The following is a 14,190-nucleotide window of genomic DNA, read 5'->3' on the forward strand; positions in this document are numbered from 1 at the left end:
ATGAACAGTCTCGACTGGGTCGTGCTCATCGCCTACTTCGGCGTGATGGTCGCGATCGGCGTCTGGTCCCACAAGCGCGTCGACAACGTTTCCGACTTCTTCACCGCGGGCGGCAAGATGCCGTGGTGGCTGTCCGGCATCTCGCACCACATGTCCGGCTACAGCGCGGTGATGTTCACCGGCTACGCCGGTATCGCGTACACCTACGGCGTGACGTCCTTCGTCACCTGGTCCTTCCCGATCGCGCTCGGCATCGCCATCGGCGCCCGCCTGTTCGCGCCGCGCATCAACCGGCTGCGCTCGCGCCTGCACGTGGCCTCGCCGCTCGAATACCTCAAGAACCGCTACAACCTCAAGACACAGCAGGCGCTCGCCTGGTCCGGGATGCTGCTGAAGATCGTCGACGTGGCCGCGAAGTGGGCGGCCATCGCGACCCTGCTGTCCGTGTTCACGGGTGTGTCCCTGAACCAGGGCATCCTCATCACGGGCGTCATCACGGCGGTCTACTGCACGATCGGCGGCCTGTGGGCGGACGCGCTCACCGAACTCGGCCAGTTCATCATCCAGTTGCTGGCCGGGATCTCGATGTTCGTCGCGGTCGTGGTCGAACTCGGTGACAAGCACATCGGCTTCTTCGACGCCTGGAGCCGGCCCGAGCTGCAGGGCCACGACAAGCCGCTGGTCGGCCAGTACGGCGCCGTCTTCCTGATCGCCTTCCTCTTCATCAAGCTCTTCGAGTACAACGGCGGCATGCTCAACCAGGCGCAGCGCTACATGGCGACGAGCAGCGGGCACGAGGCCAAGCGGTCCGCCTACCTGTCCGCCGCGCTCTGGCTGGTGTGGCCGGTCGTCCTCTTCTTCCCGATGTGGATGTCGCCGCTGCTCGTACAGGCGCAGAAGCCGGACGGCTCGGACTCCTACGGCCTGATGACCGAACAGCTGCTGCCGCACGGCCTGTTGGGGCTGGTCATCGTCGGCTTCTTCTCGCACACGATGGCCATGTGCTCCTCCGACGCCAACGCGATCGCGGCCGTCTTCACACGGGACGTGGCGCCGGCGCTCTCGCGGCGCGCACGGCAGTGGAACTCACGCACCGGCCTGATCGCGGCCCGACTCACCACGGTGATCTTCCTGGCCCTCTCCATGGCGGTCGCCACGCAGGTCAACTCGCCCACGTTCAAGGACATCATCACGGTCGTCATCAAGTGGGTGGCCGGTCTGATGGGCCCGATCGCGATCCCGATGATGCTGGGTCTGCTGCGCCAGTTCCGCAGGTCGGGGCCGACCGCCGCGCTCACCAGCTGGGGCATGGGCCTGCTCGCGTTCTGGCTGGTTAACTACCCGATCAGCTGGAACGTCGAGGGCGGCGTGCCGCTCCAGTACCAGGTGTCGATTCCGCTCGCCGTCTCCCTCGTCCTCTACATCCTCATCGGCTACATCAAGCCCGAGGACACCCCGGAGCGCGACGCGATCATCGCCCGCATCAACTCCGACGACGACGGTACCGCTGCCGCTACGATCCCGGCCCCGTCCGACGCGACCGACGACGTGACCGCAGCGCGAACAAAGAACTAGCCACCGGCCGCCCGCAAAGACCGGGGCTCTGCCCCGGACCCCGCTGCTCAATCGCCGCAGGGGCTTGATAATTCAAGCCCCTGCGGCGATTGAGCAGGCCTTTCAAGCCCGCGGGTAGCGGGCCAACCAGCCCGCCGAAGCGGACGCAGGCCCATGCAGCGCAGCGCCTTGCGTCATCTCCATCGCGAAGTCGTCCGCAAGCTCCAGGATCGTGGGCCTGCCCTCGACCTCCGCCACCCACGCCGGCGGCAACGCCGTCTCCCCGTGCAACGCCCCGAGCAGACCCCCGCACAACGCACCGACCTGGGCGGAGGGCCCGTCGTGGTGCACGGCGAGCCCGAGCCCGTGCCGGATGTCGTCACTGACCAGCGCGCAGTACACGGCGGCCGCGAGCACACCGGTCGCGTCCCCCTCCCCGACGAGCTCGCCGACCCGCGCGGCGGTCGGCATCCCCTGCCGTACGGCGCCGAGCGCGTGCTTGAGCGCGTCCGCGACGGGCGGGTGCCCGGGGCGCGCGGCGAGCAGCGCAAGCGCGCGCTGCACGGCGGCGTCGAGCGAGTCGCCCCGCGCGAGGGCGTGCACGAGAACCGCGTACGCGCCCGCCGCCAGATACGCCTCCGCGGCGCCGTGCGTGTGCACGGCGCACTCGACGGAGAGCTGGAACACGAGCTGCGGCTCCCAGCCGACCAGCAGCCCGAACGGCGCGGAGCGCGTCGCCGCCTCCGCCCCGTCCGCGTCCAGGTTCTTGGGTCGGTCGAGCGTCCCCATGACGTCGTTGCCGAGCCCCAGCAGACACGCCTGAGCGGCCCCCCGCCGCGAGTACAACCACTCCTCGCGGGCCAGCCAGCCGTCCTCCTTGCGGCGCAGGTCGGGACCCCAGTCGCGCTGGGTGGCCAGCCACCGCAGATAGGCCCGGTGCACGTCTGTCGGCGGGTGCCAGGCCCCGGTGTCGCGGCGCACCTGGGCGCGGATGAGCCCGTCCACGGTGAACAGGGTCAGCTGGGTCGCGGCGGTGATGGCGCCCGTCCGCCCGTACACGGGCACGAGCTGCTTGAGCCCCTCGTTCCCGTGCTCGGCCTGGATCCCGTCGAGCGTCAGGCCGTCGAGCGGGGCGCCGAGGGTGTCACCGAGTGCGCCGCCGAGCAGGGTCCCGCGCACTCTGCTGCGGAAATCCTGCTGTTCGGTGCGGCCCCATACGGCCGCCGCGTTGGGCGCTGCGCCCATGGGGGACTCCTCCTGTCACGACCCTCGACCCTTCGGCTTGGAGCACTGTAATCGACCGACGCCGACCAGGAATGTTCACGAAGTGATGGGATCGTGGACGAGCGTGCGCACACGGTTCACGCGTCCAGAAACCGTCCGGCAGGCTCCGGAATCAGCCCGACGAGGGCGGGGCCGGAGAGCGCCCCTCCGAGAGGTCACCCAGGTCGAGGCTCTCCTCGTCAGCGACAAAGGGTTCAGCCCAGACACGGTGCGCCATCGCGATGCGATGGATTCCTTCTCCGATCAACTCGTCCTGGGACACTCCCAGCCGTGCTGACGCCTCCTTGATCAGCGCGAGATCCGCCTCATCCACGTAGACATGCATGCGTTTCAGCGTCATGCCGGCTCAGCCGTACCAGGTCGGTACTCGGCGTTCGGGTTGTAGTCCCAGGTCCAGTCGGTCACAAGCCGGCCTCTGCCTCAGCCGTCTCCCGGATGGTCCGGATCTCGGCCATGGCACCGGCCAGATCCCCTTCGCCCGCGTCGACCGTCCGCTCCAGGTCCCTCAGGCGGGCCGCCCGCGCGGGATGCCGCTCGATCGCCACGAACACGGCCCAGGAGTGGACGAACGCACGCAGGGGCGCCAGGCTCTGCGTCTGCTGTGCGTTCGTCGTCGCCTCGAAGAGGTGTTGGGTGAGCGCGGGCACCCGGCTCGGCGCGATCCTGGTGACCGCTGCTCGCAGGGCGTCCGGCGTGAGTTCGGGCATGGGGATCAGCGGTCCGTACGGGCCGTCAGCCTGGACGCTCACGATGACCTCCGGTGCGGGTGGATCGGTCCTCGTACGGTACCGGCGGGCGCATGCCGTGGCAGGGCTTGTCACCTGTTGTGCCGCCTTTCCCCTACGCGACCGCGGCCGCGGGCATGACCGTCGCCTCGCACGCCCGGCACCGCCCCGGCCCCGCCGCCCGGAACGCCCGGTCGCAGCCGTCACAGTTCTGGAGTGGCAGCCGACGTGGGGCGGGTGTGCCCGGAAGTGGCTCGGCCGACCGCTTCGGTGGGAGTTCGGGCGGCAGGAACGCGGCCAGCCGGTGCGCCATCAAGCCCGCGGGAAAGCGGATGGGAGCGTCGGGCAGTCCCGCTGTCAGCGCCCGCTGTACGTCGCCGGGGGCCATGCCCCGTGCCAGCCAGACCTCAGCGGCGGGGGCGAGGCGGAGTACGTCGCGTACTGAGAGGAGCAGGCGGGGGTCATAGGTGCGCAGGCCGATGAGGAGGTCGACGGCGGGGTTCCGGGCCGGGCCCGGGTCGGGGTCGTCCTGGGAGTCCGGCTGCGGCGCCCGGAGCGGTCGGCGCTGCGGGCGCGGGGCGCGGGGCGTCGGCTCGGCGCGGGGCACCTCCGGCGGCAGGTCCACCGCAGGCGGCTCCGGCGGTGCCTGGCCGCGCAGGTGCGGCGGCTTGTTGTACGAGATCGTGCGCGTGACGATCCGCCCGGAAGGCAGCCGCTCCTTGATCCGCTCCAGGTAACCGTGCGCCTCCAACTCCCGCAGCGCGGCGGCGACCCTGACCTCCCCCTCGGGGAACTTCGCGGCCAGATCCTTGATGCCGACCTTCGACCCTTCCGGCAGCGACTGGATGTGCGTGGCCAGGCCGATCGCGGTGAGGGACAGGTCGGCATGCTGGGCCAGGTGATGCCCGACGACGGTGAATTCGGACATGTGACGCTCCCAGGAGCGGTGAAGACCGCGTGATGGAGTGGCCGAACGGCCGGAATGGGCGCGCCTCGGCGCGCTAATCTGATGCCCAGACATCGGGAAGCCCTACTTCCTTGATCGTCAGGCCCTCGTCCGGGATGCCAGTCCCGGCGGGGGCCGCTTTGCATATGCGGCAGAGAGTGCACCACGAACTCGCCTGTTCGCCAGTCGAGTTGGCGATCGTCACCCGCGCGAGTGACGCGCCTCCGGTGGCTTACGTCCGGAGGTGAGGTGGGGGGGGTGGTTTTTCCCCCACCATTTCTTTGGGGGTTGGCATACCGGATCACCGGATCACGCCAACTCGGGTCCCGGAGCGTCGAGTTCGGCCCAGACGACCTTGTGCGGCACGCCCGCGTCACCGCTGGTCACACCCCATCGGTCGGCGTACGCCGCGACGATCAGCAGCCCCCGGCCGCCCTCCCCATCCGCGACGCGGACTCGCGGGACCCGGTCCGGCCGCGCGTCGGCCACCTCGATACGGAGCGTGCGCGCGGAGTCGAGCGTGAGCGTCAGCCGGAAGTCGCGGCCGGGGACACGCCCGTGCCGAACGGCATTGGCCGCAAGTTCGGCGACCACGTGTTCGACCTCGACCGACTCCCGTTTCCACTCGGCGAGTTGGCGCTCGGTGAGCAGCCTCGCGAGGCGGGCGCCGCGGCTGGTCGCGGAGAGGAGGAGCGTGAAGTGCTTCCGCTCTGTTGACTCGTTCATGCTGCACAGCGTTCCGGGCGGTCACATACTGTGACCAGGGTTACGCATCGTCTGTGCGTGGCTGTGCACCTTGGGAGGCCGTTGTGCACTTCGGGGAACGAGGGTCCAAGGCATTCGGCGCGCTGCTGCGATTCCATCGCGAGCGCTCCGGACTGACGATGGAGGCCCTGGGCAAACACGTGGGCTACTCCAAGTCGCAGGTGGCGATGGTGGAGCGGGGCGAGCGCCCACCCAAGGGACGCCTGGTCGAGCTGGCGGAGAACGTACTGGATGCACAAGGTGCACTCCAGGCTGTGGCCAACAGGGAGTTCGGCCAGGGTGGCCTTCGACCGTGGACGGAGGACTACCTGGCAGAGGAGAAGAAGGCACACGCCCTGCACGTGTACCAGAACCACTTGGTCCCGGGCTCGCTCCAGACGGAGGCGTATGCGCGGGCCGTCTACACCAGCGGCTGCTGCCCGACGCTGGACGACGGCGAGATCGACCAGCGCGTGACCGAGCGCCTGGCGCGCCAGGAACTCTTCACGCGCAAGCCGCAGCCGCGAATCAGCTACGTACTCGAAGAATCAGCGCTGACCCGGCCGTTGGGCGGACGCGATGTCCTGCGGGAGCAGTTGCACCACATCCTCAACGTTGGCCGCATGCGCACCATCGACATCCAGGTGATGCCGCACAACCGGGAGATCCATGCCGGACTGCCCGGACCCATGATTCTGCTGGAGACGACCAAGCGCGCTCACCTGGCCTACGTCGAGGGGGCGAGCGGCGGGTACTTCATCACCGAACACCCGGACTTGGGTGACCTGTTCGGGCGGTATGGCATCCTGCGGGCGCAGGCCCTCACCCCCGAGGAATCCGCAACGCTGATCGAGAAGGTGGCACGGGAACTATGAGCACGGACCTCCACTGGTTCAAGTCCAGCTACAGCAGCGACCAGGGCGAATGCGTAGAAGCAGCCACCCGCCCCGCAACCATCCACATCCGCGACTCAAAGCAACCCCACGCCCCCGCCCTCACCGTCACCGCCCCCGCCTGGACCGCGTTCCTCGCAACGCTGAGGTAGCCACTCGGCGAAAGGGCTCGGGCCTATTGCTTCCTCGCACACTCGGCGGCGAACCGCGCCTGCATCGCGTCCCGTGCCTGTTCGACCCGGGCGATGCGCGGGGCGAGACGGGTGCGGTCGGCGCCCGGGGCCGCGGCGATGGAGTGCAGCTCGATAACGAGCTGGGCGATCCTGTCCCAGGGGCGACGAGCAGCCAGAACATCGGACAGACAGCTGTCCAGCCGGGACCACTCGGCGAGACCGGCCGCGACGATGGCTTCATCGCCGGGATCGGCCACACGGCCGGCGGAACCCCATGCCCTCCACAGCGGTCGGGCAGCGCTCGCGCCCTCATGGCATCCAACCGCGACCGCCTGTTCATACTCGCCTGCATCGCGTTCGAGAACGGTCAGCCACCCGGCCACCGTCACCGAGGCGGCCAGTTGTCCGACCATACGCAGCGCGACGCAGCACAGATACAGATCCTCGCCGTCCGGCTCGACTCCCAGCCCCTGCTTCGCGCGCAGTTCGACCAAGGCCGCCTCGGCCTGCCCTCGCAGCAGGTGGATCCAGGCCCGTTTCTGAGCGGCCCAGCCGTGGTCGTCGGCCATCTCCTCGTATCGTGAGAGATCAGCCAAAGCCTGGTCCAGGAGGCCTGCCGAGACCATGACTGTCGCCCGCGTGGCAAATGCCAAAGCAAAGGCGGGGGCCAGCTCGATCGCACGGTCCGCGTCTCGCGCGGCTTGATCCGGCATGACGAGTTCTTGGTGCACTTCCGCCCGGCGCCTCCACGCCCACGCGTAGTCGGGCTCGAGTTCCAGCGCCCGGCTCAGGGCGGCCAGCGCCTCGTCGTACCGACCCAGTTGGCAGAGCGCGTCTCCGCGACCACCGTGCGCAGGTACATACGCGTCGTCCAGTTCCAACACCCGATCGCAATCGCGCAGCGCGTCCGCGTAGTGGCCGGCGAGACGGTGGGCTTCGCCACGTTCCCACACCGCCCGGGCACTCGTCGGCGCAAGTTCCACCGCACGATCCCAGTCGGCCATGGCCCGTTCCTGCTCGCCCAGGGCGCGCAGGACCTCCGCCCTGCGCAACAGCGCCCAGACGAGGGAAGGCTTCAGCTCCAATGCGCGGTCAAAGGCAGCCAACGCCTCCTCGTGCCGTCCCAGCCGGAACAGACAGACACCACGCTCCCCATGAGGGCCGGGCCGACGTGCGTCGATGCGCAACGCCTGCTCATAGGATTCGAGCGCTTCGCCGATACGACTGGCGTCTTGCAGAATGTTGCCCTTGGCCCAGAGGGGGCGGATCTCATTGGGGCCCCCCGCGATCGCTGCGTCGACATCGGCGAGCGCCTCTTCCAGCCTCCTCTGCCCCGCCAACAGCTCGGCTCGGTCGGTCAGCACGGCCTGGGATCCCGGCTGAAGTTCGAGGGCCCGGGCGTAGTCCTGAAGTGCCCGGTCCACAGCGCCCAGTTCGCGGTGGGAGCAGCCACTGTTCCAGTGGGCGAACGCGGAGGAGCCACCGAACCGCAGGGCCCGGACGCACTCGGCCATCGCCTCCGCGTAACGTCCCTCGGAGCGCATGTGGAGCGCCCGTTCGCCCACGAGTTGCGCGAGGATCGGTGCCAGTACCACGCCTGCGTCCCGGTGGGACCACTCTTCGGTATCGCCGCCCAGCTGCCGTTGTATCCGCGCGCGGTCCTCCGAGGTCTGCGAGCGGGTGCGGTCGTCCTCCGAGCTCAACCGGCCGAAGGTGTCCAGGGCATCCTCGTACCGGCCAAGTTCGTACAGCAGCACACCCCTGATCTCAAGAGCCTCGGAGGGGGGCGGAGCGAGGTCCAGTGCGCGCTCCACTTCCTGAAGCGCCTCGGAGGGTTTCTCGAGGAACCAGAGTGCCTCCGCGCGCATGGTCAAGGCAGGCACGTCATCGGCGTCGAGTTCCAGGGCACGGTCGAAGTCGGCCAGGGCGTCCGCGTCCCGTCCCAAATAGAGCTTCGTGTACCCCCGCCCACTGTAGGCCCTCGGCAAGCCCACACCGAGCTCGATCGCCCGGTCGAATTCCGCCAGGGACTCCTTGTACTGATGAGTGCGGCGCAGCCCTTGCCCCCTGAGCGCCCTGACCACCCCTTGGGTCCGCGCGTCGAGTTCGGCCCGGACGAGCAGCAGATCCAACGCCCCGGCGACCCCGCCCTCATGGCAGGCCGCCAGCAGATCGCGCCCCCACTGGGCGACGGTGGCGGCCTCCGTGTCCTCGCCCGCCTCCACCAGCATCCGCGCCCAGGTCCTGACGTCCGCCTCCGAACCCCGGTCGATGGCCTCGACGGCAAGGCGCAGCGTCTCGGCCAGGGCTCCCTTCGGGGCGACGCACAGCCGGTGGTACGACTCGGCAGTGCGCAGCTCCCGCCACCGCTGGTCGAACCACCGCCAGTCGCACCACCGGTACCGATGCGCCAAGGGTTCCTCGGCCTCGGCCCGCCACTCGGCGAAGACCTCCGCGAGACGCGTGTGCCGCCGCGCCCACTCCCTCGGGGAGCGCTGTCGTAGTAGGCAGAGCAACTGCTGGCGCACGACCTCGTGGTACTGGACGCGGCCGGCGCGGTCGCTGACGAAGGGCAGTCCGCGCAACCAGCCATAGAGCGCGTCCGCCTCGTCGTCCGCGCAGTCCACTGCGGCCCGAAAGACGTCCGCGTCCAGCCGACGTGGCAGCGCGCACGCCAGAGCGACGTCGCGGCGGTCCTCGCGCTCCCACTTGAGGAACAGCGTCGCCGCCGCGGTACTGGGGTCACCGATGTCCTCAAGGCTGGTCGGACGGCCGTTGGCCAGCATGGACACCAGTACGGGCAGACCGCCCGTCACATTGAGGATCTTCGCCACCAGCGGCTCATCGGTCACGTCTTTGGCCGCGAGCAGCGCACGCGCCTCGTCATCGGTGAACGGATCGAGCGGCATCGTCTCAAGCACGGCGGCGTCCGCGCCCCACCGCGCCAGATCCAGGGGCCGCTGCCCCGCCGTGACCACCACGACGTTGCTGGGCAGCACGCCATGGCGCCCCGTCGTCATCAGCTCGTGCAGCCACGCGTCGAGGAACGGGCCGGTCCGCTCGTACGTGTCGAAGAAGAGGACGGCCCAGGGCACGCTCGCAGCGATGTCGGACAGCTCCCGCAACAGGATCGGCGTGAGCACCTTCTCCGGGGACATGACCAGCTGGACGTCGTCCTGGTTGCCCAGCCGGGCGCTGACGACCGCCCGCACCTTGTCCGCGCCCAAGGCCAACTGGTCAGGGTCGGCGGCAGTGGTGAACGGCCCGAGACCAGGAACGAGACCGAGCCCGACCAGCCCGGCACGGACAGCCGTGGCACTCCCCACCGAAGGCGTCAGCGGCGCCGTGGGGTCCTGCGCCGCGGCCGCCAACTCCGCCTCGTGCCGCCGCTCCCGGTGCACGGCGAGCCGGCGTTCCAGGTCCTTCATCCGGTGCCCCTGCCGCGCGAACTGGGAGCACAGCTCGGACAGGGTCTCCGGCACACTGCCCACCGCCTCGTCGACCAGGGCCGTCAACGCGTCGAACTCCCGCGCCACGTCTGCCATCTCCTTGAGCAGAGACGTCTTGCCGACGCCCGCGAGGCCGTGGACGTGGAACAGGAACCGGTGCCGCTCATCGCCGGGCGGCACCTCGAAATTCACGCGGAACGACGCGAGTTCGGCGCGCCGTGCGATGAATCCGACCCTCCGGCGCCTGCGTATCAACTCCTGCATGGAAAGTTCCGGCTCAGCCATCGCGCCTCCCCCAGCGCTCACCCCCAGGCCTTCCTCCCAGTGTCCCAGCGCCTCGGGTCATGCGCACCCGTTCGTATGCAGACCGGGGCTGGACGCCCGCGCCGCGATCCCGTACGCGTTGCCCCAAACCGGCCCCATGCCTCGCCCCTCGGAGGATCCTGAAGGCACACGTCTTCTGGCGCTGAGGGGCGCCCGGAAGGGGCGGGACATCATGGATGCGGGCAAGGGACAGGGCCTTGTGACCGCGGCCAACCGCTTCACCACGCGTTCCGTGGACGAGGCGCGCGCCGTGCTGTCGCAGCAGTTCTACGACATGAAGCTGGACACGCCCACAGCGGACGACTTCGACCTCGACGCCGATGTCGTACTGCTGGGTGGTGTGACGATCGGGCGCATGTCGTTCGGCGCCTCCATCAGTGCGTACATCCCTGAACTGGACTGCTACCACGTCGTGGCGCCCACGACGGGCTCCTTCAGTATCGGCCAGGGCCCGGCGGCCGACACCCAGGTGTCGTCCCGCACAGGGGGCATGCTGAATCCCCCGGGCAGCTTCCGGGTCGGTGACTTCTCGCCGTACTGCGACACCCTCACCATCAAGATCGACAAGGCGGCGCTGCACGGGCAGCTGGAGATCATGCTGGGCAGGCCCGCCCACCTTCTCGCCGACTTCAGGCCCACGTTCGACATCTCCCAAGGGGCAGGCCGAAGTTGGGCGGGCCTGGCCCGCTGGACCGCGCTCGACTCGAACAGTCCCGACGGACTGCTGCAGAGCCCCATGATCTGCGGTCGGCTCGAACAGACCTTGCTGGAAGGGTTGTTGCTGGCGACCGACCACCGCTACCGCGAGGCGCTGGCCGCTCCCCCGCCCTCGCTGTCCGCCACCGCCGTCAAACGCGTCATGGACGCGGTGCGCGACAGCCCGGCCGATCCATGGGACGCGAACCGGCTCGCCGCCGTCGCCCGGGTCAGCCTGCGCACGTTGCAGGAGGCGTTCCGCAAGGAGCTGCGCATGACGCCCATGGGCTACGTGCACGAGGTGCGGTTGCAGCACGTACGGATGCTGCTGCGGGTCGCCGAACCCGGCGAGACCACGGTCACCGTGGTCGCCTACCACTGGGGCTTCGCCCACCTGGGCCGGTTCGCCCGGCGCTACCGGGCGAGGTTCGGTGAGCCCCCCTCGCGTACGCTCGCCGCCGCTGCCGCGCGAACCGGACAGCGGTCACGCGCGAAGCGGCGAGACCCGGCCCCGGCGCGGGACGTACGTTCCTGACACCGCCCCGTTCACGGGATGTCGCGGTGATGGACGGCGTCGGCGCCGCCCACCCGCCGCTCCCCTCCATCCCCATGTCCGGCGGCGGACCGTGACGCAGACAGTGCGGGAGAGTCTGCGCAGCCTCGGGCCCGGCCGCCCACCCTGTCAGCGGCGCCGGGCCCGGGATCCCGAAAACGTAGCCCCTACGGCTCCAACACCGGCAGCAGCTCCGGCAGATGGCCGTCCGACGACTGCGCGGAGCGCACCCGTTCCTCCGGGACGGACCCGTACAGCGTGGTGCGCGGCCTGGCCGGGCGGCCCGCCGTGTCCGCGACCGCGATCAGGTCCTTGACCGACTTGTACGAGCCGTAGGAGGAGCCCGCCATCCGGGAGATGGTCTCCTCCATGAGCGTGCCGCCCAGGTCGTTCGCGCCCGAGCGCAGCATCTCCGCCGCACCCTCCGTGCCGAGCTTCACCCAGCTGGTCTGGATGTTGGGGATGTGCGGGTGGAGGAGGACGCGCGCCATCGCCGTGACCGCGCGGTTGTCGCGGGTCGTCGGGCCGGGGCGCGCGATGCCCGCCAGGTAGACCGGCGCGTTGGTGTGGATGAAGGGGAGCGTGACGAACTCCGTGAAGCCGCCCGTCTCCTGCTGGATGGAGGCCAGGGTGCGGAGGTGGCCGAGCCAGTGGCGGGGCTGGTCCACATGCCCGTACATCATCGTCGAGGACGAGCGGATGCCCAGCTCGTGTGCCGTCTTGACGACCTCGATCCAGGTCGCCGCCGGCAGCTTGCCCTTCGTGAGGATCCAGCGGACCTCGTCGTCGAGGATCTCGGCCGCCGTGCCGGGGATCGAGTCCAGGCCCGCCTCGCGCGCGGCGGTCAGCCACTCGCGGATCGACATGCCGGTACGGGACGCGCCGTTGACGACCTCCATCGGTGAGAAGGCGTGCACGTGCATGCCGGGCACCCGCTCCTTGACCGCCTTCGCGATGTCGAAGTACGCCGTGCCGGGCAGGTCCGGGTGGATGCCGCCCTGCATGCAGACCTCGACCGCGCCGACGTCCCAGGCCTGTTGGGCCCGGTCGGCGACCTGGTCGAGCGAGAGCGTGTACGCGTCGGCGTCCGTGCGGCGCTGCGCGAAGGCGCAGAAGCGGCAGCCGGTGTAGCAGACGTTCGTGAAGTTGATGTTCCGCGTGACGATGTACGTGACGTCGTCACCGACCACCGACTTACGGATGTCGTCCGCGATGCCGCACAGCGCGTCGAGGGCGGGCCCGTCCGCGTGCAGCAGGGCGAGGGCCTCGTCGTCGGTGAGCTTCGTCGGGTCGTCGGCCGCCTGCTTCAGAGCCGCGCGCACGTCGCCGTCGATGCGTGACGGCTCCATGCCGGGGGCCGCCTGCTCACGCAGCGCCTCCCAGTCGCCGTACACGACGTCGAAGTCGTCGCGGCGGTCGGACGTCCGGCCCTCGGTGTCGATGGTGCGGTGCAGGTCGGTGCGGCCCGACGACGCCACATACCCCTCGTCCGGCTCCTGCCAGGGGCGGCCCACGACGGGCGCGTCGGGCACAGCGAGGCCTTCGGCGTCCGCCAGGGCGTTGACGTGCGGGAGCAGGCGGGGGTCGAGCCACGGCTCGCCGCGGGTCACGAACTCCGGGTAGACACACAGCCGTTCACGCAGCTCGAAGCCGGCCTCCGCCGACTGCCGCGCCAGCTCCTCAAGCTTCGGCCACGGCTTCTCGGGGTTCACATGGTCGATGGTCACCGGGGAGACACCGCCCCAGTCGTCGATCCCGGCGGCGATGAGGCGCGCGTACTCGCCGTCGACGAGGTTCGGCGGGGCCTGGATGTTCCCCGCCGGGCCCATGATGTGGCGGGCGACGGCGACCGTCGCGATGAGCTCGTCCAGCTCCGCGTCCGGCATCCCGCGCATCGCCGTGTCCGGCTTGGCGCGGAAGTTCTGGATGATGAGTTCCTGGATGGCGTGGTACGAGCGGGCGGTGCGGCGCAGCGCGAACAGCGAATCGGCACGCTCCTCGTACGTCTCGCCGATCCCGATCAACAGCCCACTGGTGAACGGCACGGACGAGCGGCCCGCGTCCTCAAGCACCCGCAGCCGCACGGCCGGTTCCTTGTCGGGCGAGCCGTGGTGCGGCATCCCCGGCTCGGACCACAGCCGCTCGGCGGTCGTCTCCAGCATCATGCCCATCGAGGGCGCGACCGGCTTGAGCCGCTGGAAGTCCGTCCAGGACAGCACCCCCGGGTTGAGGTGCGGGAGCAGCCCCGTCTCCTCCAGGATCCGGATCGAGATGGCGCGTACGTAGGCGATGGTGTCGTCGTACCCGTGCGCGTCCAGCCACTCGCGGGCCTCGGGCCAGCGGTCCTCCGGCTTGTCGCCGAGGGTGATCAGGGCTTCCTTGCAGCCCAGTTCGGCACCCTTGCGCGCGATGTCGAGAACCTCGTCGGGAGACATGAACATCCCGTGGCCCTCGCGGCGCAGCTTTCCGGGAACGGTCACGAACGTGCAGTAGTGGCACTTGTCACGGCAGAGCCGGGTGAGCGGGATGAACACGCTCTTGCTGTACGTAATGACACCCGGCCTGCCGGCTGCCTCCAGGCCCGCGTCGCGCACGCGGGCGGCGGACGTGGTGAGGTCGGCCAGGTCGTCGTCGCGCGCCTGGAGCAGCACGGCGGCTTCCGTGACATCGAGCGCGACACCGTCTCTGGCCCGTTTCAGAGCGCGGCGCATCGCGTTGGCGGTGGGACGTTCTGCCTTGGTCTCTGCTACGGCGTCCGGATCACTCATGAACCGAGCATACGAGCGGATCTCCCCAGCGGGTCTTCCGGGAGCCACCGAGGGGGACTAGTCTCGCCGGGTCCTGAACCG

The 14,190-nt window shown here is 69.8% G+C and carries 11 protein-coding genes; 4 read left to right on the forward strand and 7 right to left on the reverse strand.

Features of this window, described 5'->3' with window-relative positions; genetic code table 11:
* Positions 1–1,575: a sodium:solute symporter family protein gene (locus tag ACIRHA_RS34040; RefSeq protein WP_403853866.1), complete on the forward strand. Its 1,575-nt coding sequence runs from the start codon at positions 1–3 to the stop codon at positions 1,573–1,575.
* 102 nt (positions 1,576–1,677) lie between these two features.
* Here ACIRHA_RS34040 and ACIRHA_RS34045 read toward each other — a convergent pair whose 3' ends face one another.
* From ACIRHA_RS34045 to ACIRHA_RS34065, 5 genes are all read right to left on the reverse strand, one after another.
* Positions 1,678–2,799 (reverse strand): ADP-ribosylglycohydrolase family protein, encoded by a 1,122-nt coding sequence (locus tag ACIRHA_RS34045; RefSeq protein WP_403853868.1) that lies wholly within the window; start codon positions 2,797–2,799, stop codon positions 1,678–1,680.
* 151 nt (positions 2,800–2,950) lie between these two features.
* Positions 2,951–3,178 (reverse strand): hypothetical protein, encoded by a 228-nt coding sequence (locus ACIRHA_RS34050; protein ID WP_403853870.1) that lies wholly within the window; start codon positions 3,176–3,178, stop codon positions 2,951–2,953.
* A 61-nt stretch (positions 3,179–3,239) separates the two neighbouring features.
* Entirely contained in the window at positions 3,240–3,587 is a 348-nt protein-coding gene (locus ACIRHA_RS34055) for a DUF6247 family protein (protein ID WP_403853872.1), read from the reverse strand.
* A 91-nt stretch (positions 3,588–3,678) separates the two neighbouring features.
* A complete protein-coding gene (locus tag ACIRHA_RS34060) occupies positions 3,679–4,491 on the reverse strand; it encodes a helix-turn-helix domain-containing protein (protein ID WP_403853874.1) in 813 nt (270 codons plus the stop codon).
* Positions 4,492–4,818: 327 nt separating this feature from the next.
* Complete coding sequence (locus tag ACIRHA_RS34065; RefSeq protein ID WP_403853876.1) at positions 4,819–5,235, reverse strand: ATP-binding protein; 417 nt, start codon at positions 5,233–5,235, stop codon at positions 4,819–4,821.
* Between the two features lie 83 nt (positions 5,236–5,318).
* Here ACIRHA_RS34065 and ACIRHA_RS34070 point away from each other — a divergent pair, with 83 nt between their 5' ends.
* Both ACIRHA_RS34070 and ACIRHA_RS34075 read left to right on the forward strand, forming a co-directional pair.
* The gene (locus ACIRHA_RS34070; RefSeq protein ID WP_403853878.1) at positions 5,319–6,128 is read left to right on the forward strand and encodes a helix-turn-helix domain-containing protein; all 810 of its coding nucleotides are present in this window, start codon (positions 5,319–5,321) and stop codon (positions 6,126–6,128) included.
* Positions 6,125–6,298: a DUF397 domain-containing protein gene (locus ACIRHA_RS34075; protein ID WP_403853880.1), complete on the forward strand. Its 174-nt coding sequence runs from the start codon at positions 6,125–6,127 to the stop codon at positions 6,296–6,298. Before ACIRHA_RS34070 ends, ACIRHA_RS34075 begins: the two co-directional genes overlap by 4 nt.
* Before the next feature lie 23 nt (positions 6,299–6,321).
* Here the strand turns inward: ACIRHA_RS34075 and ACIRHA_RS34080 are convergent, their stop codons facing one another.
* Positions 6,322–10,053 carry a tetratricopeptide repeat protein gene (locus ACIRHA_RS34080; RefSeq protein ID WP_403853882.1) on the reverse strand — a complete coding sequence of 1,244 codons (3,732 nt, stop codon included), beginning with the start codon at positions 10,051–10,053 and terminating at the stop codon, positions 6,322–6,324.
* 211 nt (positions 10,054–10,264) lie between these two features.
* On the opposite strand from ACIRHA_RS34080, the gene ACIRHA_RS34085 reads away from it, so the two are divergent.
* Positions 10,265–11,323: an AraC family transcriptional regulator gene (locus ACIRHA_RS34085; RefSeq protein WP_403853884.1), complete on the forward strand. Its 1,059-nt coding sequence runs from the start codon at positions 10,265–10,267 to the stop codon at positions 11,321–11,323.
* 185 nt (positions 11,324–11,508) lie between these two features.
* Here ACIRHA_RS34085 and ACIRHA_RS34090 read toward each other — a convergent pair whose 3' ends face one another.
* A complete protein-coding gene (locus ACIRHA_RS34090) occupies positions 11,509–14,109 on the reverse strand; it encodes a bifunctional FO biosynthesis protein CofGH (protein WP_403853886.1) in 2,601 nt (866 codons plus the stop codon).
* Positions 14,110–14,190: the final 81 nt, after the last annotated feature.

The sequence above is a fragment of the Streptomyces sp. NPDC102360 genome, assembly GCF_044766085.1.
GTDB lineage: Bacteria > Actinomycetota > Actinomycetes > Streptomycetales > Streptomycetaceae > Streptomyces.

What these genes read in the sequence shown, in the direction of transcription:
- ACIRHA_RS34040 (WP_403853866.1), top strand. Translation starts at nt 1, where the DNA reads ATGAACAGTCTCGACTGGGTCGTGCTCATCGCCTACTTCGGCGTGATG.
- ACIRHA_RS34045 (WP_403853868.1), bottom strand. Translation starts at nt 2,799, where the DNA reads ATGGGCGCAGCGCCCAACGCGGCGGCCGTATGGGGCCGCACCGAACAG.
- ACIRHA_RS34050 (WP_403853870.1), bottom strand. Translation starts at nt 3,178, where the DNA reads ATGACGCTGAAACGCATGCATGTCTACGTGGATGAGGCGGATCTCGCG.
- ACIRHA_RS34060 (WP_403853874.1), bottom strand. Translation starts at nt 4,491, where the DNA reads ATGTCCGAATTCACCGTCGTCGGGCATCACCTGGCCCAGCATGCCGAC.
- ACIRHA_RS34065 (WP_403853876.1), bottom strand. Translation starts at nt 5,235, where the DNA reads ATGAACGAGTCAACAGAGCGGAAGCACTTCACGCTCCTCCTCTCCGCG.
- ACIRHA_RS34075 (WP_403853880.1), top strand. Translation starts at nt 6,125, where the DNA reads ATGAGCACGGACCTCCACTGGTTCAAGTCCAGCTACAGCAGCGACCAG.
- ACIRHA_RS34080 (WP_403853882.1), bottom strand. Translation starts at nt 10,053, where the DNA reads ATGGCTGAGCCGGAACTTTCCATGCAGGAGTTGATACGCAGGCGCCGG.
- ACIRHA_RS34085 (WP_403853884.1), top strand. Translation starts at nt 10,265, where the DNA reads ATGGATGCGGGCAAGGGACAGGGCCTTGTGACCGCGGCCAACCGCTTC.
- ACIRHA_RS34090 (WP_403853886.1), bottom strand. Translation starts at nt 14,109, where the DNA reads ATGAGTGATCCGGACGCCGTAGCAGAGACCAAGGCAGAACGTCCCACC.